This window comes from Pedobacter steynii (assembly GCF_900103665.1).
Taxonomy (GTDB): Bacteria; Bacteroidota; Bacteroidia; order Sphingobacteriales; family Sphingobacteriaceae; genus Pedobacter; species Pedobacter steynii.
Genome location: NZ_FNGY01000013.1, coordinates 35,979 through 60,865, shown reverse-complemented (window position 1 = coordinate 60,865; position 24,887 = coordinate 35,979). Strand labels below are relative to the sequence as shown.

At 40.4% G+C, this 24,887-nt stretch carries 20 protein-coding genes; 12 read left to right on the top strand and 8 right to left on the bottom strand.

The genetic code is table 11. The annotated features are described in order from the left end of the window. Window positions 1–9 precede the first annotated feature (9 nt). On the bottom strand, window positions 10–510 hold the full coding sequence (locus tag BLQ87_RS28305; protein ID WP_083362095.1) for a hypothetical protein: 501 nt from the start codon (window positions 508–510) through the stop codon (window positions 10–12). Between the two features lie 221 nt (window positions 511–731). On the opposite strand from BLQ87_RS28305, the gene BLQ87_RS28300 reads away from it, so the two are divergent. Both BLQ87_RS28300 and BLQ87_RS28295 read left to right on the top strand, forming a co-directional pair. Next, window positions 732–1,799, top strand: a complete 1,068-nt coding sequence (locus tag BLQ87_RS28300; protein ID WP_172664982.1) for a sensor histidine kinase — start codon at window positions 732–734, stop codon at window positions 1,797–1,799. Beyond that, entirely contained in the window at window positions 1,786–2,496 is a 711-nt protein-coding gene (locus BLQ87_RS28295) for a LytR/AlgR family response regulator transcription factor (RefSeq protein ID WP_074612265.1), read from the top strand. The genes BLQ87_RS28300 and BLQ87_RS28295 overlap by 14 nt, the downstream gene beginning before the upstream one ends. A gap of 25 nt (window positions 2,497–2,521) precedes the next feature. Here BLQ87_RS28295 and bamA read toward each other — a convergent pair whose 3' ends face one another. Continuing rightward, window positions 2,522–5,065, bottom strand: a complete 2,544-nt coding sequence (gene bamA, locus BLQ87_RS28290; RefSeq protein WP_074612264.1) for an outer membrane protein assembly factor BamA — start codon at window positions 5,063–5,065, stop codon at window positions 2,522–2,524. 310 nt (window positions 5,066–5,375) lie between these two features. Continuing rightward, on the bottom strand, window positions 5,376–7,328 hold the full coding sequence (locus BLQ87_RS28285) for a KUP/HAK/KT family potassium transporter (protein ID WP_074612263.1): 1,953 nt from the start codon (window positions 7,326–7,328) through the stop codon (window positions 5,376–5,378). 197 nt (window positions 7,329–7,525) lie between these two features. Between BLQ87_RS28285 and BLQ87_RS28280 the strand changes: the two genes are divergently transcribed. The 4 genes from BLQ87_RS28280 to bcp all read left to right on the top strand — a co-directional run bounded on the left by BLQ87_RS28280 (window position 7,526) and on the right by bcp (window position 10,932). Then, on the top strand, window positions 7,526–8,038 hold the full coding sequence (locus BLQ87_RS28280) for a T9SS type A sorting domain-containing protein (RefSeq protein WP_245723947.1): 513 nt from the start codon (window positions 7,526–7,528) through the stop codon (window positions 8,036–8,038). 89 nt (window positions 8,039–8,127) lie between these two features. Then, window positions 8,128–8,739 carry a fumarylacetoacetate hydrolase family protein gene (locus BLQ87_RS28275; protein ID WP_074612261.1) on the top strand — a complete coding sequence of 204 codons (612 nt, stop codon included), beginning with the start codon at window positions 8,128–8,130 and terminating at the stop codon, window positions 8,737–8,739. A gap of 5 nt (window positions 8,740–8,744) precedes the next feature. Beyond that, the gene (locus BLQ87_RS28270) at window positions 8,745–10,466 is read left to right on the top strand and encodes a M23 family metallopeptidase (protein WP_083362093.1); all 1,722 of its coding nucleotides are present in this window, start codon (window positions 8,745–8,747) and stop codon (window positions 10,464–10,466) included. Between the two features lie 4 nt (window positions 10,467–10,470). Next, entirely contained in the window at window positions 10,471–10,932 is a 462-nt protein-coding gene (gene bcp, locus BLQ87_RS28265) for a thioredoxin-dependent thiol peroxidase (RefSeq protein WP_074612260.1), read from the top strand. Window positions 10,933–10,981: 49 nt separating this feature from the next. Here the strand turns inward: bcp and BLQ87_RS28260 are convergent, their stop codons facing one another. Then, window positions 10,982–12,484, bottom strand: a complete 1,503-nt coding sequence (locus BLQ87_RS28260; protein ID WP_074612259.1) for a response regulator — start codon at window positions 12,482–12,484, stop codon at window positions 10,982–10,984. Between the two features lie 178 nt (window positions 12,485–12,662). Beyond that, entirely contained in the window at window positions 12,663–13,946 is a 1,284-nt protein-coding gene (locus tag BLQ87_RS28255) for a sugar MFS transporter (protein WP_074612258.1), read from the bottom strand. A 242-nt stretch (window positions 13,947–14,188) separates the two neighbouring features. Between BLQ87_RS28255 and BLQ87_RS28250 the strand changes: the two genes are divergently transcribed. The 6 genes from BLQ87_RS28250 to BLQ87_RS28225 are packed head-to-tail and all read left to right on the top strand — an operon-like array spanning window position 14,189 to window position 18,942. Continuing rightward, a complete protein-coding gene (locus BLQ87_RS28250) occupies window positions 14,189–15,034 on the top strand; it encodes a transketolase (protein WP_074612257.1) in 846 nt (281 codons plus the stop codon). A gap of 4 nt (window positions 15,035–15,038) precedes the next feature. Next, window positions 15,039–15,998 (top strand): transketolase family protein, encoded by a 960-nt coding sequence (locus tag BLQ87_RS28245; protein WP_073232523.1) that lies wholly within the window; start codon window positions 15,039–15,041, stop codon window positions 15,996–15,998. Between the two features lie 52 nt (window positions 15,999–16,050). Then, a complete protein-coding gene (locus BLQ87_RS28240) occupies window positions 16,051–16,611 on the top strand; it encodes an RNA polymerase sigma factor (RefSeq protein ID WP_074612256.1) in 561 nt (186 codons plus the stop codon). A 34-nt stretch (window positions 16,612–16,645) separates the two neighbouring features. Then, the gene (locus BLQ87_RS28235; protein WP_143010565.1) at window positions 16,646–17,272 is read left to right on the top strand and encodes a hypothetical protein; all 627 of its coding nucleotides are present in this window, start codon (window positions 16,646–16,648) and stop codon (window positions 17,270–17,272) included. A gap of 11 nt (window positions 17,273–17,283) precedes the next feature. Then, a complete protein-coding gene (locus BLQ87_RS28230) occupies window positions 17,284–17,733 on the top strand; it encodes a hypothetical protein (RefSeq protein ID WP_074612254.1) in 450 nt (149 codons plus the stop codon). 15 nt (window positions 17,734–17,748) lie between these two features. Then, window positions 17,749–18,942 carry an aspartate aminotransferase family protein gene (locus tag BLQ87_RS28225; protein WP_074612253.1) on the top strand — a complete coding sequence of 398 codons (1,194 nt, stop codon included), beginning with the start codon at window positions 17,749–17,751 and terminating at the stop codon, window positions 18,940–18,942. A 5-nt stretch (window positions 18,943–18,947) separates the two neighbouring features. Here the strand turns inward: BLQ87_RS28225 and BLQ87_RS28220 are convergent, their stop codons facing one another. The 3 genes from BLQ87_RS28220 to dnaE all read right to left on the bottom strand — a co-directional run bounded on the left by BLQ87_RS28220 (window position 18,948) and on the right by dnaE (window position 24,817). Beyond that, window positions 18,948–19,868 carry a DUF58 domain-containing protein gene (locus BLQ87_RS28220; protein ID WP_074612252.1) on the bottom strand — a complete coding sequence of 307 codons (921 nt, stop codon included), beginning with the start codon at window positions 19,866–19,868 and terminating at the stop codon, window positions 18,948–18,950. A 66-nt stretch (window positions 19,869–19,934) separates the two neighbouring features. Next, the gene (gene trxA, locus BLQ87_RS28215; protein WP_074612251.1) at window positions 19,935–20,252 is read right to left on the bottom strand and encodes a thioredoxin; all 318 of its coding nucleotides are present in this window, start codon (window positions 20,250–20,252) and stop codon (window positions 19,935–19,937) included. 134 nt (window positions 20,253–20,386) lie between these two features. Continuing rightward, the gene (dnaE, locus tag BLQ87_RS28210) at window positions 20,387–24,817 is read right to left on the bottom strand and encodes a DNA polymerase III subunit alpha (RefSeq protein ID WP_074612250.1); all 4,431 of its coding nucleotides are present in this window, start codon (window positions 24,815–24,817) and stop codon (window positions 20,387–20,389) included. Window positions 24,818–24,887 lie beyond the last annotated feature (70 nt).

Below are 24,887 nucleotides of genomic sequence, written 5' to 3'. Positions count from 1 at the left end.
TGAGTATGTTTATGACGTTTTTTTAGCGCGATAAATTTCCTTCACTCCTATTGCTATTGGCAAAGCTACGAAAAACACAAGAATAGCCCAGCTCTTTACAATTCCATTGAGCGTATAATGTTGAGCGCTGATCCTCGTTAGTGGCACTACGCAAAGATTCATCACCGCCCAGACAAAAGAACCATACAGCAAGCTGCTAAGGACAATATTTTTGCGAAGCAAAGGTAAATGAGGATAGATAAAAAAATAGAATATGGTAAATGCAAAGGCATTAAAATAATGAAATCCTATTCCCAAAACGACTGTACCCATTCCACCACGAAAAGCTTCCGGCCCAAGAACTGCACTCGAAATATATTTAAATACAATCGTTGCATTACCGTTTGCAGATAAAAAAATGGCCGCAAGACCATCCAGTGTTCCTGCGATCAAGCCCAGAAAGAAGATTTTAAGAAAGCCCTCTGAAGGCTTCTCTTTTGAATAATTGTGCTGTGTAGTATAGGTTTCCATGATTACGTTTGGTTAGTTTCTAATGTTTAGTAATTTTCTAAATTCTCAGGCATAAATACAAACCTCATCAACATACAGCATCTTCTGAACTACCGATCACCATAACTGAACGCTGAATGTGATTTAATACGATAATATGCCAAAAGCAGCTATTTATACCCATCAGGATGTCGTTGATATTATTTTCAATTATTTGGCTTAAAAATTCCGAACTTCCGATAGTGAAGCACAAAATTTACCGACATCTCTTATTCTGGTTTACTTACAGTATCCAGGGAACGTTATTAGAATACGCCTGGATACATGATTTATTCCCACCGGAACGGGAAGCTTACGTCGTCACACTCGCCATTCTGTTTAATCTCCTGCTCGTCTCCGTGAAAATGCCCTTTTCTTATTATGTGATGCAGTTTCCAATTAATCATCTTCTGGTCCAAAAAACAGCTATTTTCAAAATCATCATTCAAATATTATTAGCCTTGGTTATCGCAATCTTTTTTTATCGGATTGCAAACGTTTATGTGATTAGCCCTTTACTCAAACCTGAAAAAACAATAGGTATGACAGATGTTTTTAATCCTTCCGGTCTGTTTATCGCCCTATTGGATATTGGTTACATCTGTGGCATTGCAGTGGCTTTAAAACTTTTCAGAATGCAGGCTTCAAAGCTTAAAACAGAAAAATTTCTGATTAAAGATAAATTAGAGACGGAATTGAAATTCTTAAAAAATCAGATCAACCCACATTTCCTGTTTAATACCCTGAATAACATTTACGGCCTGGCAAGAAAAAAATCTGATCAGGCTCCGGAGGTAGTTCTCCGGTTATCTAAACTACTTCGTTTTATGCTTTATGAATCCCACAGGGAATCTATTACAATTGCCGAAGAGATTCGTATCCTGGAAGACTACCTGGAGCTGGAGAAAATCCGATACGATCATCGTTTGAAAATATCTTTTGAAAAGGAAATCGACGACAGTACTCAAATGATTACCCCACTTATTCTGCTTCCGTTCATAGAAAATGCATTTAAACACGGATTAAATGAGACTACCGGCGACAACAGTATTCAGATCAGGATTAAGCTACAAAATGGAAGCCTCTTTTTTCAGGCGAGCAACACACAGGATTATAGTGGTGAAAATAACGTCACTGAAAAGATTGGGCTGAGTAATATCCGTCGGCAGCTGGAGCTGATGTACAAAGACTTTTCTCTTCAGTTGGATAACCTTCCGAAAACTTTCAATGTATCTCTAAAAATCAACCTGAACAGTCATGGAACCTTATAAATGTATCATCATTGAAGATGAACCTTTAGCCGCCGAAATCCTGCAGGACTATATTGCAGATGTGCCATTTTTAAAATTAAAAAACACCTATGCAGATGCAATCAGTGCTTTGGACGATCTCAGCGCTAATGATATTGAGGTTATTTTCCTGGATATTAACCTGCCAAAACTTAAAGGACTGGATTTTATACAAACCTTAAAACATCCTCCCCATATCATCATCACCACTGCCTATCATGAATATGCTTTGCAGGGATATGAACTCAACATTGTTGATTATCTCTTAAAACCAATTGAATTCAGCAGATTTCTAAAAGCAGTGAATAAGCTAAACCAACTGAACCCTGCCAGGTCAATAGCTGCAGCAGTAGCTACACCATTGGGTAAAGATTATATGTTTATCAATGCCAACAAAAAGCGCATAAAAATTTATTTCAAGGACATCCTTTATATCGAAAGCTTGAAAGAATATGTACGGATCTATACAACGGATCAGGAGATCGTCGCCAAATTTCAACTGGGACAGATAGAAGAACATCTCCCCAAAGCCGATTTTTTAAGAATCCACCGCTCTTTTATGGTAGCAAAGGAAAGAATTGATGCCTATACAGGTACTGAAATCGAAATCCGGAACAAGCAACTGCCAATAGGAAGAAGCTATAAAGACCAGGTTAATGAATTCTTAAATCATATTTAAGAATTCATTAACCTGGTATACAAATCTAATTAAACCCGCCAAGTTGCTGGGCAATACTGAACGAAAAGGTTTTTTGTCCGTTATTTGGAAGCCCCGGTATCTTGTCAAGGGGAAAAGCATAATCGACGCCCAGCAATCCAAGTATTGGAAGAAATATTTTTGCCCCAATGCCCACAGAACGCCTAACATTGAAAGGGTTATATTCAGAGAACTTATTCCAGGTATTTCCACCCTCTGCAAATGCCACCAGGAAAGCGGTAGCAGAGGGACTTGCAATCACAGGATATCTTAGCTCCAGCATGTACTTCGTAAAAATGGGACTTCCCGATTTTTGTGCATTATCTACATTTGAGCCGCTGGGAACAACGGCACTATTTTCATATCCACGCATAGCGATCAGCTCTGAACCTTGAAGAAAGTCAAATCCCTGCATCCCATCACCACCCAATTTGAAGCGCTCAAAGGCAGGATCTCCCACAGCTTTATTATATGATCCGAGGAAACCAAACTGCGCCTGTGCCTTTAGGACCAACTTACCCGCTACTTTATAAAACCATTGAGACTCAAATTTCCATTTGTGGTATTCTGTAAATTTATAAAACTGCTTATCTGATGCCGTAGCATAATTCAATTTATTCAACAAGGAATAAGGAGGTGTTGCCTGAATCGTAAATTTAAAAAAAGAACCTCCTGTAGGGAAGACCGGGTGGTCGCGGGAATCTCTGCTCAGTTCCTGTGATAAACTGATATTATATGCTGTCCCTATATTAAACTTATATCCGGAATAATTGTTCAGGATATATTGCTGGAAACTTAAAGCGTGGCTCAACTGGAAATAGTTATCCGGAAAGTTTAACTTTCTACCCAAACTTACCGTTACCCCATTTAAACGGATTCTACCTGGTGCAGTATTGGCTACAGAGCTGTAAACCGACTGCATGGAAGTAAAGCCGCTGAGTCCAAAACTGATTGGTTTTTTACCACCTAACCATGGCTCAGAGAAAGAGAAACTGTACGACTGATAGTATTTACCATTAGTTTGTCCGCGTAAGCTCAGCTTCTGGCCGTCACCTCTTGGCGTTGCGCCACGCCAGTCGCCGTTAAGCAGGTTCTTTAAGGAGAAGTTATTGAAAGTAAGACCTAGAGTACCGATGATGTTACCACCGCCAAAACCACCTGATAGCTCTACCTGATCTGAAGGTTTTTCCTCTACTGCATATTCAATATCTACGGTTCCATCTGCCGGATTTGGTTTAGGTGTAGGTACTGTTTTCGACTCATCGAAGTTCCCCATCTGCCCGATTTCACGAATGCTACGCATCAATAAATCTTTAGAGAATTTATCTCCAGGTTTAGTACGGACATCACGCAATACCACTCTATCATTGGTGATGGTGTTTCCTTTAACCGTAATTCTGTTATTCGTATACTGAGGACCTTCATAGATACGCACTTCCACATCAACGGTATCACCATAGATTTTAGTCTGAACCGGATCTACGTTAAAAGTTAAATAACCATCATTCAGGTATAAACTCGATACATCATCACCGTTAGGGCTACCTCTTAATTTCTTTTCCAGTTTCCCCTCGCTAAATACCGCTCCTTTTTCAAGGCCAAGAATTTGCTCCAACTGTTTTCCGGTATATTTTGCATTACCAGCCCAGGTGATATTTCCGAAGTGATATTTAGGTCCTTCAAACATATCCAGCTTAATGCCTACTGCTTTATCGCTATACTGATATACGCTGTCTTTAAGAATCACCGCATCACGGTAACCTTTATCCTGCATTTTGGCAACCAGTGCTTTCTTATCTTCTTCGTATTTCTCTTTATTGAATTTACCCGAACCAAAGATTTTATAGAACGCCTGCTGCTTTGTCTTCTTCAAAAACTTGCGAAGCTTCGCATCGGAAAACGCCTGATTTCCGGTAAAGTTAATTTCATGGACTTTTACCTTACGGCCTTTGTCTACACTAACTTCCAGGATGACATGGTTTTCCTGATTCGGATCAACCTTGGTTTTATACGTTACCGCAGTAAAGAAATACCCTTTTTCCAATAAATACTTTTTGATCGTATTTGTAGTGGTATTGTAAAGGTTATCATTGATGATCGTCTTGGTCGCTTTCGCATTTAGCTTTTCCAGAATGTCTGTTTTCTGAGACTTGCTAAGCCCCTGAATATCAAAAGTACTCAAACGCGGACGTTCCACTACTTCGATATCGAAGAAAACAGAATCACCCTCAATTTTAACAACATCCAACTGCACATCATCAAATAAACCTTGTTCCCAAAGGATTTTAATGGCATTGGCAGTAGCCTCACCAGGAAGCACAATACGCGCGCGCCTAGTCAGTTTTGAAAGGGTAATGATCACATCTTTATCTAAAAATTTCGCTCCTGTAAGTGTCACATCTGCAATGATATACTCCTTTGGGTTAAAATAATTCAGATCCAGACCATTAACTTTTAATGTAGGAGTTGCAGGATTGGACTGTGGACGGATCTGTGCCATTGTTGGTAAACCAATCAATAACAGCAATAGAAGTTGATATGTATTTTTCATTTGCGGGCTTAAAATGGACCGCAAACTAGCTTTATCATATGTTAAATTAATTTAAAGTATGTTAAACAACACTAAAGAATGTTAACAAATGTTAAGAGGTAAATTCAACTCCTTGCTAAAGGACATACCTTATTTTTTTATCAAAAGACAGAGATTTTCGCAGATCATCGTCTCAAATTTCCTATGCAACTCAACACAGGTTTAAATCAGACTATTTCTCCAAAAGTAAATCCACAAAAAAACTCTATAAAATATAAAAGGGCTCCTGCCTGGAGCCCTTTACATTCAATTTTAGTCGTTTTAATAGGCCCTATACCGGAAGCCTCGTCAATTCAATATCATCTGGCGTAACAAAGATCAACGGAACTTTTTCTACATCCACATAGCTGGAATCAAGACCAAAACTTCTTTCTTCAGAAAGACTGAAACGTTTCAGAATAAAGTAATAATCCATTACACTACGCTCATAAAAGCTCAGCTTCGAGAACTTAGACAAATGCTTTTCTAAGAGTACAAACCTGAAATCTCCCGCAATTTTATGCTTATTCAGTGAGGTATACTGACTGGTAATATCGACTTCTCCATTTTTCACCAGGTCTTCAATTACCTTTCTATACAGTAGATTTACGCTCTGCTCTACCCGGAATCCCAATTTAAAGTCGATCCGGATCAGCTTACCTGGAATCAGGAATTCCACTTTATATTCCCTTGTATAAGGTTCATCCACTACATCAACATGAACCAACCAGTATATATCTGCCCGTTTGGGTTCCTTTTGAATAATAGAGTAAATAATTTTTGATTCAATCTCTGTTTTAAAATTTGCGCTGGTCAGATAAACCAATTGAGAAGAATATTTAGGCACGGATTCATCCACACTCAGTTCAGAAATGATCTGATAGTAGTCTTCGATCTCTACATATTTAACAAATCTGTTTTTAATTTTTCTGGCAACATACCAGCTCCACATTACGGTAAACAGTGCTGAGCCGATCAATACGGTCATCCAGCCGCCGTGGAAGAATTTCGCAAGGTTACCGATAAGGAAGGTAGATTCGATGACGCCATAAATGGCTAAAAATATCAAAATCACATATAACGGTACCTTTTTACGTTTCATATAAGCCGCTACCAATATCGTAGTAGACAAGAAGGTCAGGTTGATAGCCAATCCATAAGCCCCCTCCATTGCCCCTGATTTTTTGAAAATCAATACGATCGCCACACAACCGATCCAAAGTAACCAGTTGATTGAAGGTACATAAATCTGACCCTTCTGATTACTTGGATAATTGATCCTTACCTTCGGCCATAAGTTTAATCTTACTGCCTCAGAGATCAGTGTAAATGATCCTGTAATCATCGCCTGACTGGCAATAACCGCAGCTAATGTAGCTAGGGCAACCATAAATAGTAAATAAGCAGGAGGAACAATTTCAAAGAAAGGGTTTAGCTCTACTTCATAATGAGGTCTGTGTAATACCCATACTCCCTGACCAAGATAATTCAGAATTAACATCGCTTTTACAAACACCCAACTCACCCTGATGTTGTTCTTTCCACAGTGCCCCATATCTGAATACAAGGCCTCTGCCCCGGTAGTACATAAAAAAACACCACCCAAAATGAGCAATGCTGCAGGGTTATTGACTAATAATACAATAGCATAATAAGGGTTCAACGCTTTCAAAATGCTGAAATCCTGAACAACAAACAAAATTCCTAATAATCCTAATGCACTGAACCATAAAAACATTACTGGGCCGAAAAGCTTCCCAACCAGGTTCGTTCCAAACTGCTGAATGATAAACAAAATGGAAATGATAATGATGACGATAGGAATAACAGGAACATCAGGAAATTTTAACTGTAGGCCTTCTATAGCCGTGGTTACCGTGATACTGGGGGTAATAATCCCGTCTGCCAGCATTGCACATCCTCCTATAACGGCAGGAATGACGAGCCACTTGGCATTCTTTCGGACCAGGGAGTATAGAGAAAAAATTCCTCCCTCCCCTTTATTGTCTGCTTTAAGCGTAATGACAACGTATTTAATCGTCGTCTGTAAGGTAAGCGTCCAGATGATACAGGAAATTGCACCGAGCACTAATTCCGGGGTGACCGTCTGTCCGGCACCCTTTACCGCTGTGAAAATTGCCTTTAATGTATAGAGTGGTGAAGTACCAATATCCCCATAAACAATCCCAAGACTAATGAGTAACCCTCCGGCACTGAGCGCATTTAAATTTTTTTGATTTGACACTTTCTTCTAATTATGCGGTAAAATTACAGTAAATAAACAAATTTACAATCCCATAAAATGCAGGAGGCTCTCCTTTTTCTATAAAATGCCAAATGTAAGGAACGACGTAAGTTGTTAAATATTGTTAAATATTTAATAAGTAAACAAAATCATTGATTTTTTTGTTTTATTATTTATATTTTTGGCATTATCCAAACATGAATAGAAAACTACGAATAGCGCTGCTCTTAAACATTTCTTGCATTTTATGCATGAGTGTCTTCTGTAGCCTTAATGTTTTCGCTCAGCGTTCAGATAGCACCATCTCCAATGTAAGGGCAAAAAAGATTTATAAAACGCCTCAGATCAAAGCTAACATTCCTACCTATAAGCCCCGCTCTACTTTTGGCTATATTCCTTACAACGATGTTGCCAATACAAAGACCGCTTCCAATATCAAGCAGGACAAAATCCTTACTGTACTAAAAGTGTATCCAAATCCGGTAAGTGATCAGATTAATCTGATCCTAAGGTTAGACCGTGAATCGAATCTCTCGGTAAAAATAATGGATCTTCTGGGTAATGAAGTAGTGACCCTCTCCAATGAACGTATACCCTCCGGTGAGCAAACAAAAAGTTATACGATTCCCAACCGCTTAAACAGCGGTATCTATTTCCTAAAGATCGTTTCCGGATCTGAAACTGTGGTAAAACGCATATCGGTTCTATAATTCCCCCTATTCTTTAGTATTTTTGGCCTTGAGGAAACTTTCGGGATTTTATCTTGTTAGCTACATAATCATTAAACACAAATCTGAAGATGAAGATAATTGCCATTGGCCGTAACTATGTTGCGCATGCCAAAGAATTAAACAACCCCATTCCGGGAACACCGGTTATATTTCTTAAACCGGATACTGCAGCACTGAAAGACAACAAACCTTTTTATATCCCTGACTTTTCATCAGATATTCATTACGAACTGGAAGTTGTCCTTAAAATCTGTAAAGAAGGAAAACACATTTCAGAAAAGTTTGCACCGAACTATTATGAGGAACTGGGACTCGGCATTGATTTTACGGCAAGAGACATTCAGGCCATCCATAAAGAAAAAGGATTGCCATGGGAACTCGCTAAAGCGTTTGACCATAGCGCAGCCTTCAGCAACTTTATCCCAAAAACAGAAATTGAAGATATATACAACCTTCCCTTTGAACTTAAAATCAATGGAACATCCAAACAAAATGGAAATACGAAAAACATGATCTTCTCTTATGAGCACATCATTTCCTTTGTCTCGAAATACATCACCTTAAAAAAAGGAGACCTTATCTTTACAGGAACCCCCGAAGGTGTGGGCCAGGTTCATCAGGGCGACAAACTGGAGGCCTGGATGGCCGGACAGCAATTACTTAATTTCGATATAAAATAGCTTCAATGATTAAAGCAAAACTCCTACTTCTTTCGCTGGTATTCCTGACCGGCTCTGCACAGGCTCAACAAATTTTCAGCAATAACAAATACCCACTGGTGGATTTCAGATCGCCCCTGGACATCATTCCTCCGGCACTGGCAGGTTCATTCGGAGAACTCAGGCCCAACCATTTCCATTCAGGAATGGACTACCGTACCAATCAACGGGAAGGATATCCTGTATATGCGATCGCAGATGGCTATATCTCCCGCCTCAGGGTACAAAACAGCGGCTTTGGACTTGCATTATACATCAACCATCCGAATGGATACACCTCAGTATATGGTCATTTACAACGCTTTAACCCGAAAATCGCAACACAGGTAAAGACCATACAATATCAGAAGAAGTCTTATGAAATAGATGAATTCCCAAATTCAATACAAATTCCGGTACGTAAAGGAGAAGTGATCGCCTATACGGGAAATACAGGGAGTTCAGGAGGTCCACATTTACACTTTGAAGTGAGGGATACCAAAACTGAAGCTACCATCAATCCTCAATTGTTTGGCTTCGAGATTCCAGACAATATTCATCCCGTGATCTATTCGATGTATGTATACCGACTGAATAAAAAAAGCTTTAATGAATTTACACCCAAACAATATTTCCAGGTGATTGGTGGGGCAGGTAATTACAAACTAAACAAGGTAAATACCATCAACCTCAGCGGAGAAGTCGGTTTTGGAATTATCGCAACCGATAAGCACAATGGTGCTTCGGGTACCAATGGTGTTTATTCCATAGAATTGGAACTGGATGGCAAGACGGTATTCACTTCCTCCTTAGAGAAATTTAAATTTGAAAATAGTAAAGCCATAAATTCTCATATTGATTATCCTACATTTATCAATACGCGGAAAAGCATTCAAAAAAGCTTTGTGGACCCTGGAAATCCATTAACTATTTACAGTAATCTGGTCAATAACGGAAGGATAGATTTCTCAGATGGAAAGCTTCACGAGTTAAAATACATCATTACAGACTCGAAAGGGAATAAGAGTATCCTTCCATTTAATGCGCAGGCAGACAGCAAATCGACCATCAGTACCCCGGAGCAGAATCCTGGAACACTTTATTCCTATGCCAATCAAAATGAATTCAACAATGGAGAAGTAAAAGTGATTTTCCCTAAAGGAACGCTATATAATGACTTGAATTTCCATTACAAAACTTTGCCAAAGCCTGCTGGAAATGCCTATTCTGCTGTTCATCAGATCCAGAATAGCCTGACCCCGCTTCATACCGGTTTTGAAATCTGGATTAAAGCAGATAGCAGCTTGAGTAAATATAAAGAAAAGGCGCTGATCGTAAATACAGGCAGGTCTTCTCAGGGTGGCTACTTTGAGAATGGGTATGTAAAAGCAAAGCCCCGGAACTTTGGTGCTTTTTTCATCACCATAGACACCCTCCCTCCAACACTCACACCGATCAACATTAGCGATGGGAAAAATATGGCTGGGATCAGCAAAATGTCCTTCAAGTTAAGGGATAACTTATCCGGCATCAAAAGCTTTAATGGTTTTATCGATGGCAAATGGATCTTAATGGAATTTGATACAAAGTCGGCCAGTTTATGGCATACCTTTGACGACAGAACAAGTCCGGGAAAACATACCCTGGAAGTAATTGTTACTGATATGAAAGACAACAACAGGAACTATTCAATCACGTTTTATAAATAACATTATGAGTGAATTACAAGAAGGTCAGGCAGCTCCTGACTTTACCGCAGCAGATCAGGATGGAAATACAGTTTCTTTAAATCAGTTTAAAGGCAAGAAAGTAGTCCTTTATTTCTATCCAAAAGATGATACCCCAGGATGTACGGCTGAAGCATGCGACTTCAGAGACAATTACCAGGGCCTAATTGCAAAGGGAATTGTGGTATTGGGCGTAAGTGTGGACGACGAGAAATCTCATCAGAAATTTGCGACGAAGCACAGCCTTCCTTTTACCCTAATTGCAGATACAGACAAAAAAATCGTGGAAGCTTATGGCGTTTGGGGAGAAAAGAACATGTATGGCAAAAAATACATGGGAACAAACAGAAAAACGTTCCTGATTGACGAGGAAGGAAACATCTCGCATATCATTACTAAGGTAGATACCAAAAACTCAACAGCGCAAGTACTGGAACTGTTAAAATAAAGACAAGAACATGGCGGCGAGAATGAATAAAAGCCGCCGTCATGGTTCTCTATAGCCCCCCGGCTGTGCTGCCTACCAACATTTCTATCTTTTGATAGAGTTCGGTAGCATCGAAAGGCTTGGAAATATAATCGTTCATGCCGATATCGGCACATTTTTCCAATTCTCCTTTTATGGTATGCGCTGTCATTGCCACAATGGGAATTTCACCCTTATGCCCTTCCATCATCCGGATGATACGGGTGGCCTCATAACCATCCAGTTCGGGCATTTGCAAGTCCATTAATATAATATCAAAATCGCCCTTTCTATATTCATCAATAGCAATTTTTCCGTTTTCGGCAACAGTAGTTTCATAGCCTCGCTTCTCTAGTAATTTGAGTACCAAAAGCTGATTAATCGGATTATCTTCTACGACCAGAATCCGGACTCCTTTTCCCGTTTCTACCGGGATATCAGGTAACACGGATAGCAACTGCAGCGTTTTCCGGCAAACCTGTTCAGTTACTCTGCCGAAAGTCAGCCTGAAATAAAAGTCAGAACCAGTGCCCACAATGCTATCCAGAAATACCTCTCCACCCTGTAATTCTACCAATCGCTTTACAATACTTAAGCCAAGCCCTGTCCCTGCATATCTTCTGGAGGTATCATTGGTCACCTGTTCGAAGAAATCAAATACTTTTTGATGTTTATCGACAGGAATCCCTATTCCGGTATCCTTTACCTGAAATTCAACCGTTACCGTGTCCGCCAGCTTTTCGACGACATGGAGGGAGATCCTTACCTCTCCCTGTTCAGTGAACTTTATGGCATTGGAAGTAAGATTTAAAAGAATTTGTCCTAAACGTACCGCATCACCACTAAGGACTACCGGCATGTCTTCGGGAATCAAATAAGAAAATTTCAATTCTTTAATCGCTGCTGCAGGTTCCATCAACCTGTATATAGAGCGCACCGTATCTTTAAGCACAAATGGCTGATTAACGAAGTTGATATCACCCGATTCTAGCCTGGAAAAGTCGAGAATATCATTCAATATTGCCATGAGCTGATCGGCCGATTTAATGATCATTTGAAGGGATTCCCTTTCATCTTCATTCACCAGAGACTCTTCCAGTAGTTTTGCGAATCCCAGCACACCATTCATCGGTGTCCGGATCTCGTGACTGATATTTACCAAAAAAATTTGTTTGGCTTTCTCCGAAGCTTCTCTCTTTCTCCGTTCTCTGATAATCTTCTGCTCTGCCATTTGAAGGGAAAGATCCTGAATCCTAAGGGTCTCCACCATTTCCTGGGATGACGAAGACTGCCCTTCAATAATCTTCTCAGGAGCGTCAAAAATACATTTGATACGTTTTACTAAAACAAAACACAAAACGAGTACCATCGCCCCGGTAAATGAGGACAAAGCAATCAAAAACAGACTTTTATCGGAAAACAGTAATGTCCCGTAACCGATGAGCGTAGCGAGGGTGATAAGCGATATCAAAAGATATAACCTTCCTGATACAGAAATGTTATTCAACCTCTTTTTTAAGGTGGAAATGAGCATATAAAAACGTTAAAGCGTAAGCGCCCCCCTATCGGATGATGTATAAAAATACCATTTTACCCCTGACTTTGTTTTTATAATGCCCGTTCATTTTGTTCAGTATTAAACAGATAGCTCAACTCCAAACAAAAAAGACAGAAAATAAAAAGGGGAAGCTTTCGGCCTCCCCTTTTTCATATTAAGATTTAGTTCTGATCTTATGCCCACGAGCGGCAAAAAACCAGATGTATAAATAACAAGGCAATACGCTGACAAAAAATGCCAATTGGAAATGCATATGCGCGTAATCTTTTAAATAACCATAGATCAACGGCCAGATCGCTCCACCGGCAATACCCATAATCATAATTGCAGATCCGGTTTTTGTGAATTTACCCAGGTCTTTAATTCCCAGAGGAAAGATCGCCGGCCACATCAGTGAATTTGCCAATCCCAATAAGCCAACAAATACAACCGAAGTATACCCCGTGGTCAGGTAGGCTGCAGTGATAAAAATCACACCCAAAATAGCGCAGATTTTTAAGGCGGCTTGCTGGGTAATGTATTTAGGGATCACAATAATTCCAATCACATAACCAACCAACATACTAGCCAGCGTCAGCGTAGTAAAGTATTTACTGATATCGGCACTAATTCCAAGGGATTTACCATAAACTCCGATAATATCACCTGCCATTACTTCCGCAGCAACATAAACAAAGATACAGAAGGCACCAAGGAACAAATGTGGAAACTGGAAAATGGAAGTTTTAGTTACGCGAACCTCATTGTCTGCCAGAACTTCTTCCTTATCTACATCCACTTCGGGAAGGTTAGAATACTTGATAAACAAAGCAAAAGCAGAGAAAACGATTGCCAATACTATATATGGGGTATGAACACGCCCTAATACCTCTTGTAGTAAAGCTTCACGCTCCAGCACCGTAGTCGCCGCATCAGCGATTTTTGTTTCAATAGCAGAAGCATTCTTAAGGAAAATAGTTCCCATGATAATCGGTACAATCAGACCTGCAAATTTATTACACAGCCCCATGATACTGATCCGCTTCGCTGCACTTTCTATTGGGCCAATGATACTGATGTATGGATTAGAAGCGGTTTGCAATAAGGATAAGGCCGCACCCTGAATGAAAATGCCAGTCAGAAATAAACCAAAGCTTCTGGTATTCGCTGCCGGAATAAAGATCAGCGAGCCGAATGCCAAAATAAGCAAACCGATAATAATTCCGTTTTTAAAACCAAGCTTCCTTAAAATCCAGGAAGAAGGAAGTGCCAGAAAGAAGTAGGCAATATAAGAAGCAAATGTTACCAGAAAAGCCTCAAAATCGGTCTTAAGACCGCAAGCTAATTTAAGAAAGGGGATTAAGGTACTATTGGCCCAGGTTACAAAGCCAAAAATGAAGAACAAAGCCCCAATGGTTACAATGGGAGAAATTACTGATTTTTGTGTTTGGTTTGTCATGATTTGGTTTAAGTATTTTTAGTTTTCAATTTTGCGGTGTTTGGTTAGTTTTTTTATGAAAATCGAAGATATCAGTTCCTAAAAATATAGAATTCTACGGAATATCACGCTTATTTTGCAAAAAGCGTAGCAAAATAAACAAATATCCCCTACCTTTTGGCCTGATACCAAACTTTACCTTAAGATGTTAGGTCCAAAGTATTTTTAATTACATTTGTCATATTAATCAATAACCCCAATTAATGAAACATACAATCAATGAATTAGAAGATATCGCTTCTCAAGTAAGAAGAGATATTGTTAGAATGGTGCACGGTTGCCAGTCAGGCCACCCGGGAGGATCATTAGGATGCGCAGACTTCATGACTGCATTGTATTTTGATGTCATGAACTACTCTACTGATTTTAAAATGGACGGAATAGGAGAAGATTTATTTTTCCTTTCTAACGGACACATTTCACCGGTTTTCTATAGTGTATTGGCAAGAGCAGGTTACTTTGAGGTGAGCGAACTTGCAACCTTCAGAAAATTGAATTCAAGATTACAGGGACACCCGACCACTCATGAGCACCTTCCGGGAATCAGAATTGCTTCCGGATCTTTAGGTCAGGGCATGTCTGTAGCAATTGGGGCTGCACAAGCTAAAAAATTAAATAAAGATAAGTCCATCATATATTCCTTACATGGAGATGGTGAATTACAGGAAGGTCAGAATTGGGAAGCCATCATGTATGCACCTTTTAATAAAGTAGACAACCTGATTTCCACCATTGATTATAATGGTCAGCAGATTGATGGTCCTACAGAAAAAGTACTTTCATTGGAGAGTCTGCAAGCCAAATTTGAAGCTTTCGGATGGCATGTAATTACCTCGAATGGTAATGATATGGACGATATCGTTAAAGCATTGCACTATGCTAAATCTTTAACCGGTAAAGGCAAACCAATTTTAAACTTAATGAGTACAATCATGGGTAATGGTGTAGATTTCATGATGGGATCTCACAAATGGCATGGTGTTGCTCCAAATGACGAGCAGCTTGCAACAGCCTTAGCACAATTAAACACGACCCTAAAAGACTACTAAGACCATGAAAAAGTACACATATACTGAAAAGAAAGATACCCGTTCCGGTTTCGGAGCAGGATTACTTGAAGCCGGAAAAAAGAATCCCGAAGTGGTTGCACTTTGTGCCGACTTAGTGGGATCTTTGAAAATGGATGCCTTTATTAAAGAATTTCCAGAGCGCTTTTTCCAAATCGGCATCGCCGAAGCAAATATGATCGGCATCGCTGCAGGTCTGACCATCGGCGGAAAAATTCCTTTCACAGGAACTTTTGCCAACTTCTCTACAGGAAGGGTTTATGACCAGATCAGACAATCCGTTGCTTATTCCAATAAAAATGTAAAGATCTGTGCTTCACACGCCGGATTAACTTTGGGCGAAGATGGGGCAACTCACCAGATCCTGGAAGATATAGGTTTGATGAAAATGCTTCCTGGTATGACCGTGATCAATACTTGTGATTATAACCAAACCAAAGCAGCAACCATCGCGATTGCAGAATTTGAAGGTCCTGTTTACTTACGTTTCGGACGCCCGGTAATTCCTGTATTTACTGATCCTGATCAAAAATTTGAAATCGGCAAAGCATGGATGGTAAATGAAGGTACGGATGTAACCATCGTTGCTACCGGGCACATGGTATGGAAAGCAATTGAAGCCGGAGAGAAATTGGCAGAAATGGGCATTGATGCAGAGATCATTAATATCCATACCATTAAACCTCTGGACGAAGAAGCCATCCTGAAATCTATCAAGAAAACAGGTTGTGTGGTTACTGCTGAAGAACACAATAAATTTGGTGGTCTTGGTGAAAGTGTGGCAAGATTACTTTCTACAGAGCTTCCATCACCTCAGGAATTTGTTGCAGTAAATGACAGTTTCGGAGAAAGTGGAACGCCTGATCAATTGATGACTAAATATGGTTTAGATACCATCAACATCATCGAAGCGGTTCAGAAAGTAATGAAAAGAGCAAACAAATAAGAACTGTAATGGTTCTGGTATCTGTATAAAACTCACAGATAAAAGACAATAAATGAAGCAGGTTGAAGATTCAGAAATCTTAGAGAAATTTTCCAGCGAAAAAACTCGGCATGAAGGCTTTAACCTGCTTCTTGGTAAATATCAGCAAAAGATCTACTGGCACATCCGCCGTTTAGTTATCGATCACGACGATGCCGACGATCTGGTTCAGGAAACCTTCGTTAAAGTCTGGAAAAACCTGGATAAGTTCCGTAGCGATTCCAAATTGTATACCTGGGTTTACCGTATCGCCACCAATGAATCAATTACCTTTCTGAATAAAAAAAAACAACGGAACAATACTCCATTGGATGAAGTTTCCGATGAACTCGCAGAAACCCTCGTCGCATCCTCCTATTTTAACGGAGATAAAATTCAAATGAAATTACAGCAAGCCTTGCTGACTTTACCCGAAAAACAACGCCTGATCTTTAACATGAAATACTTTGACGATCTCAAATATGAAGAAATATCTGAGGTCACAGGAACGAGCGTAGGGGCTCTTAAAGCCTCTTTTCACATCGCTGTAAAGAAAGTTGAGGTTTTTATGCTAAATGAAGACATTACCTTTTAAACCTTTTGCCCCGGATTGTATCAATATAGTAGTAATGGAAAATGATTTAGAAAATAGCGATTGGAAAAACGAAGCCCCCTACCTGGCCGGGCTTGGTATGAAATCTCCTTTTTCTGTTCCTGAAGGCTATTTCGGGCAACTTCCTGAGCGTATTCATCAGGCTATATATCTGGAAAATCTCAAGGCAGAACTTCCGGAAGATGGCTTTAAAGTTCCGGAAAATTATTTCGATGAGCTTAACACAGAAATCGAAACTAAGCTTGCCGCCGGGCGGTTAAAAGAAATGGTGCCGAATAATGGTTTTGCCGTTCCCGGAGATTATTTTAGTCAGCTGCAGACTAAAATCGCCGAAAAAACAAAGCGTAAGGAAACTAAAATCGTTCGCCTGTGGCATTCTAAGTTATTAAAGTATGCTTCTGCAGCTTGTTTCGTATTGGTCAGTGCCACTGGAATTTATTTCTATCCAGGAAATTCCAGCCGACAGGCAGCCTCTGCTGAACTGGCAAATGAACAAATGCTTTACGATATCGATGAAAATACCATTATAGAACACATTCAATCCAATAGTCTGAAAGCGGAAAGCCCGGCTGTAGCAGACGCCGATTTAGAAAACTACATTCTCAGCAATTATAGCCAGAATGATATTGCTTCAGATTTATAATTATTACCAAAATGAAAAACAGAGTCATTGCCGCCTTTCTTTTGATGTTACCGTTCTTTGTCTCCGCACAAAGAGGAGAAAGATCTCCGGAAATAGAAGCATTCAGAATTAGTTATTTAACACAAAAGATGGACCTTTCTGAGGACGAGGCTAAGGTCTTTTGGCCAATATTTAACGAATTTCAGAAAGAACAGACGGCTTTAAATAAAGAAAGAAATCAGAACATGATCAGTTTCAGGAAGATCCCGGAGATTGACAACCTTTCCGATACAGAAGTACAAACCCTAATCGTGAATGAGCTGAATTTTAAACAGAGAAACCTAGCTATTGAAAAGAAATACTATTACAAGCTGAAATCCAATCTACCCATCAAAGTAATCGGCAAATACTATCGTGCACAGGAAACGTTCAAAAGAGAACTGCTTTCCAGATACAAAAAAGGGGGACCTGAGCGAAATTAATTTGTATTTTTGTGTATGCTTACACAACGTCAATTATTTCTTCAACATAACGCCCAAACCACACTAGAGCCCCTTCTTTTAGAATTCACCAAAGCCAGCGGTATGTATCTTTATGATACAACAGGAAAAAAGCACCTTGATCTGATTGCCGGGATTGGTGTAAGCAATGTTGGCCACTGTCACCCGGCCGTAGTCAACGCAGTGAAAGAACAGGTAGAAAGCTATATGCACATTATGGTATATGGTGAATTTGTTCAAAGTCCACAAGTGAATTTCGCTAAAGCACTGGCCGACGTGCTTCCGGAAAATCTGAACTGTACTTATTTTGTCAACTCCGGAACTGAAGCAGTAGAAGGTGCGATGAAACTGGCAAAAAGGTATACCGGAAGATCAGAAATCATTTCCTGTTATCATTCTTACCATGGAAGTACACAAGGCGCACTCAGCTTAATGGGTAACGAAGAGTTCAAACAGGCCTACAGACCCCTCCTTCCTGACATCACTTTCATCAACTACGCAAGTTTACCGGATCTGGACCTAATCACAAACCGGACTGCTGCAGTTTTTATAGAAACGGTACAGGGTGAAGCAGGGATCAGAACTGCAGATAAAGCCTATTTTGAAGCCCTTAGAAACAAATGTACAGTTACGGGTACCTTATTGGTCCTCGATGAGATTCAATGCGGTTTCGGACGTACAGGGAAGCTTTTCGGCTTTGAGCATTACGGCTTTAACCCTGACATCCTCTTGTTGGCCAAAGGAATTGGTGGCGGCATGCCAATTGGTGCATTTATCAGTTCTACGGAAATCATGAGGGCTCTGGCCACAAACCCCATCTTAGGCCACCTGACTACTTTTGGTGGTCATCCGGTAAGCTGTGCTGCAGGTCTTGCAACGCTTCAAACGATACTTAACGAAAATATCATTGCCGAAGTAGCCGAAAAAGGAGAATTGTTTAAAAAACTATTGGTTCACCCTGCCATTAAAGAAGTTCGCGGAAAAGGCCTGATGATGGCAATAGAATTTGAGAACTTCGAGATCAATAAAAAGATCATTGATGCCTGCATTGCAGATGGTGTGATCAGCGACTGGTTTTTGCATTGCAGTAATTCCATGCGTGTGGCTCCCCCATTGATCATCACAACAGAAGAAATTCATTATGCTTGCGAGGTTATTCTGAGAAATGTAGTGGCAATAGCAGGCAACTAAATCCCTTAACTCATTTTCTGCCGCTTGATCAGATAAGCTTGCAAAATAGGATGAAAGCCGGCAGCAATGTCGGCATCAATCATATCGATCTTATATTGACTACACTTCAGATCGATCGCCTTTCTGTAACTACTCATCCGGGAAAGGTAATCCTCTTTTACATTTGAAGCATGTGCCTTGATGACTGCCCCTGTTTCCATATCGACAAATTCATAAGGACGGTTTTCAAATTGAAAATCTACCTCTTTAGACTTGTCAGTTACATTAAAAATAATCACCTCATGTTTATTGAATTTCAGGTGTTGAAGCGCAGAGAATAAGGCTTCAATATGATCCTCTCCATGAAGCGTATTCAGCATATCGCTAAAGATCACCACCAATGAACGCTTGTGGATCAGCTCCGCAATCTGATGTAAAGCCTGGGCCACATCGGTTTTCACATTCATCTGCTCCGAAACGAGGAGTTGTTCCAAATGATTAAACAGGTATTTCTGATGCGTAGTCGTTGATTTTGCAGGGGTATTTAGCAACAAATGATCGGTAAACAAGCTTAACCCGAAAGCGTCCCTTTGTCTTTTAAGCAGATACACCAGCGAAGCAACAGCCTGTACAGAAAAATTGAGTTTATTATATTCCTTAGCAGGGAAATACATAGAAGAGGATACATCAACAATAAACTGACACCTCAAATTGGTCTCTTCCTCATATCGCTTGCTAAACAGCTTATCGGTTCTGGCAAAAAGCTTCCAGTCAATATTCTTTACACTGTCTCCTACATTGTATAAACGGTGCTCAGCAAACTCCACAGAAAATCCATGAAAGGGACTTTTATGGAGACCGGTAATAAAACCTTCAACAACTTGCCTGGCTAATAATTCCAGGTTACCATTGAAATGGAGTGTTTGTTCATCAATTGCTGACTGCATAGCGTAAATATAAAAAAAGCGTTCATAAACTATGAACGCTTTTTAAACTAGTATATGTCGAGTTTATTATAACTGCTTATCTAATTTTTGTGCCAATACTGATTTTGGAACTGCACCAACTTGTTTATCTACTACTTCTCCATTTTTGAAGAACAATAAAGCCGGAATGTTGCGGATACCGAATTGAGTCGAAATTTGAGGGTTGTTATCCACATTCACTTTACCTACGATTGCTTTTCCATCGTATTCTTTTGAGATCTCGTCTACGATCGGTCCCACCATGCGACATGGACCACACCATTCTGCCCAAAAATCAACCAAAACGGGTTTATCTGATTTTAATACAACTTCCTCGAAGTTTGCATCTGTAATTTCCAAAGCCATAATTCTTATTTTTATTTTATTAGTTTTTTTATCTTCTACTTGCCTGAATACTTAGCCGTTGCCTTCGTACCCAAACCAGGGTACAAAGATATAATCAATTGTAATGCCATCAGCCTGACAATGCCAAAATGACATTAGTTCAACTTAGGATTGACGTTTAAGGCAGTTAACTGCTCTAAAAAATTATTGTTGGGATTAATCTTCAATGATTTCGAGGGCAATTTAACATTTACATTTTGTTCCCGGTCATAAACGTCAAATAATAACTGACAATTCTGGTGATCCGTGTTCGCCTTGTTCTCTTCCAGAATCGCATGGATCTTACTCATAAAGTCATCTGTAATCTTTTCTATGGGTACCTGAATGGTTACGCTCTTGGCCAGTTTATCGCGCAATTCCGATAACAGGCTGATCGATGTGATCTTGAACTCCCAATCGCCCTCTTTTCTGAAACGCTCACCAACCCTTCCACGAATCTGAAGGAAATATCCATCCGTAAGGAATTGTTTGAACTTGATGAAATCATCACCAAACAATGCAAGCTCACAGGTATCGTCGTAATCTTCAAAGACAATTGTTCCGAAAGGTTTTCCGGTTTTAGTCATCCTTTGCGCAGCAATGACCACCAATCCGCCAACCACCAGCTCCCGGTTCTTGATGCCCTCAAACTCAGCAAGCACCTCTTCATTAGAATCTCCGGTTCTGATCTTATTTACCAGCGACAAGTGTTTCACTTTATGCTGACAGAATTCTTTCAGCTCCAGTTTATAATTATCCAACGGGTGACCACTCAAAAAAATCCCAATTGCATCTTTCTCATATTTCAACCTGTCGATCAAACTCCATTCCGGAGCGACTGGCAAACTCGGCTCGTAAATCATGTCTGCAACAGAGCCTCCAAATAAGGACGACTGAGCAGAAGATTCGTTGTTTTGGAAGTCATTTGCAAACTTGATCATCTTCTCGATGCCATTCATCTTATCATTGATGCCGACAAAGAAATATTGTGCCCTGTGGTATCCAAATCCATCAAAAGCACCGCTATAGACAAAGCTCTCGTAAGCTTTCTTATTTACAGTACGCGTATTTGAACGCTTCGCGAAATCATACACACTCCTATACTGACCGCTTTCATTGCGTTCCATAATGATGCTTTCTACTGCTTTTTCTCCCACACCTTTGATTCCTGATAAACCAAAACGGACCTGTCCGCTAATGTTTACAGAGAACTTCGTTCCCGACTCATTTACATCCGGACCAAGTACAGAAACACCCATCTGCTTACATTCTTCCATAAAGAATGCCACCTGTTTAATGTCACTCATATTGTTGGAAAGTACCGCCGCCATATATTCAGCAGGATAATGTGCTTTTAAATAAGCCGTCTGATAGGCAATCCAGGCATAACAGGTAGAGTGGGATTTGTTGAAGGCATAAGATGCAAATGCTTCCCAATCTTTCCAGATTTTCTCCAGAACAGTAGGATCATGTCCTTTCTCCGCAGCCTGAGCTACAAATTTCGGTTTCATCTTATCCAAAACATCCTTTTGTTTCTTACCCATCGCCTTACGCAGAACGTCGGCCTCACCTTTGGTAAATCCGGCAAGTTTCTGGGACAAGAGCATCACCTGCTCCTGGTATACGGTAATTCCGTAGGTTTCTTTTAAATATTCTTCACAGGCATCAAGGTCATACTTGATTTCCTCTTCTCCATTCTTTCTGCGAACAAAGCTGGGAATATACTCCAATGGTCCCGGACGGTACAAAGCGTTCATGGCAATTAAATCCCCGAATACGGTAGGTTTCAATTCCTTCATATATTTCTGCATCCCGTTAGACTCGTATTGGAAAATACCGATCGTTTCCCCGCGCTGAAAGAGTTCATAGGTCTTTGCATCGTCAATTGGGAAATTATCCGGGTCAAGGTCAATATTATGCCGGAACTTCACGAGCTTCACAGTATCCTTTATCAGGGTTAATGTTTTTAACCCTAAAAAGTCCATTTTCAATAAACCGGCACTCTCTACCACGGAGTTGTCAAACTGCGTAACGTAAAGATCAGAATCCTTTGCCGTAGCGACTGGTACGAAATTCGTAATGTCACTAGGCGTAATGATTACCCCACAGGCATGGATCCCCGTATTTCTTAGGGAACCTTCCAGAATCTGAGCCTGCTCAAGCGTCTTGGCACCGAGGTCATTGGCGTTTGCCAGTCCCTTCAGCTCCAGTACTTTTTCATATTCATCCGCCCGAAGCGCCGCTTTCAGGCTCTTCTCATCCAGGGTAAAGATTTTGGCCAGCTTCATGTTTGGGATCAGCTTGGCAATTTTTTCTGCCTCATATAAAGGAAGGTCAAGTACCCTTGCTGTATCTTTTACCGACGACTTTGCTGCCATTGTACCATAGGTGATGATCTGCGCCACCTGATTGGCCCCGTATTTATTAATTACGTAGTCCATTACCCTTCCACGGCCCTCGTCATCAAAATCGATATCGATATCGGGCATGGAAACCCTATCCGGATTCAGGAAACGCTCAAATAGCAAATCGTATTTGATAGGATCGATATTGGTAATTCCAAGACAATAGGCTACTGCAGACCCCGCAGCAGATCCCCTGCCCGGCCCCACAGAAACATCCAGTTCCCTTGCTTTCGCAATAAAATCCTGAACAATCAAAAAGTATCCGGGATATCCGGTCTTCTCAATGGTCTGTAATTCAAAATCTAAACGTTCTGTAATCGATTCGGTAATTTCACCGTAACGCTTTTTCGCCCCTACATAGGTTAGGTGACGTAAAAATTTATTTTCTCCTCTCTTACCACCGTCTTCTTCATCCTCCTTTACCAGGAATTCTTCAGAAATATCGAACTTAGGTAAAAGTACCTCACGGGCAAGTTTGTAAATCTCGATCTTATCGATTACGGATTGAATGTTGAGAATCGCTTCCGGTACATCCGCAAACAGGTTTTTCATCTCCTCAGGAGTTTTGAAATAATACTCCTGATTCGGTAAACCGAAACGGTATCCCCTGCCCCGTCCTATCGGCGTAGCTTGTTTCTCCCCCTCCTTTACGCACAACAAAATATCATGCGCATTCGCATCTTTTTTGTTGATGTAATAGGTATTATTGGTGGCAATCAACTTCACATCGTGCTTTTTTGCCAGGGCAATCAGGGAAATATTGACAATATCTTCATCTTCCTGGCTATGGCGCATTAACTCCATGTAAAAGTCTTCACCAAATTGTGATTTCCACCACAACAAAGCTTCCTCAGCTTGTTTCTCACCAAGGTTTAACAATTTACTGGAGATCTCTCCATATAAGTTACCAGAAAGTACGATGATGTCATCTTTATACTGTTCTATAACCGCCTTATCTATCCTTGGAATATAATAGAAACCTTTTGTATAGGCAATTGACGACATCTTTGCCAGGTTATGGTAACCTGCCTTATTCTTGGCCAATAACACGACCTGATACCCGTCGTCCTTTCTTTTCTTATCTTCATGGTTCTCACAAACAAAGAATTCACACCCTACAATAGGCTTAATGATCACTTCATCCGGTGTTTCCCCTTTTTCAATTGCTGCCTGATTTCTGGCTTCCACTCCTTTATTATGGTTCAGGATCTGAGCCACAAAATGAAACGCCCCCATCATATTGGCATGGTCAGTCATCGCTACCGCAGGCATTTTATAGGCTGCCGTTGCTTTGATCAGCGAAGGAATGTTAATGGTAGATTGCAGTACCGAAAACTGCGTATGGTTGTGCAAGTGAACATAGGTCGCCGAAGCCAGCTCCAGCTTGTTCTCTTCCAGCGTTTTTTTAGAAACTTTAGGCCCTTCTGCTTTTAACAATCGCTTTCTGATCTCATCAGAAGCGGCTTTTAAATTCAGGTGATTTAACCCAACACGCTGGATTACCCCGGGATTCCGTTCTTTATAGGACTGTATGTAGGCTACATTAGTTTGTAGCTGATCAAGTGTAAATACTTCCAGTTTGATCAATTGAAGAAAGCAACGTGTCGTTGCTTCCACATCGGCAGTTGCATTGTGTGCTTCCGCAAAGGGCTCCCCAAAGAGATACTGGTGCAATTCCGTTAAGGTAGGTAACTTAAATTTACCTCCACGTCCACCCGGCAAACGCAAAAGCTCTGCGGTGGTTTCAGTACAGGTATCCAAAACCGGCATCTGGCTCATCGGGCTTTCGACACCCAAACGATGAAACTCACAGCCCATAATGTTCACATCGAAACCGACATTCTGACCAACAACAAATTTAGATTTTGCCAGGGCCAGGTTAAATTTCTCCAGCACCTCCGACAAAGGAATTCCCTGTTCTTCTGCAAGCTCTGTAGAGATCCCGTGAATCCGCTCCGCATCATAGGGAATATTGAAACCATCAGGTCTGACTAAATAATCCTGATGTTCGATCAGCGTTCCAAACTCATCATGTAACTGCCATGCAATCTGGATACATCTCGGCCAATTATCCGTGTCGGTAATAGGCGCATTCCAATTGCGTGGCAATCCCGTCGTTTCGGTATCAAAAATCAAATACATAGCTAGGTAATTAGAAAATCGTCTTTTTAGAAATCAATATGATTGATCAAAAATACGGATTTTTTCAGTT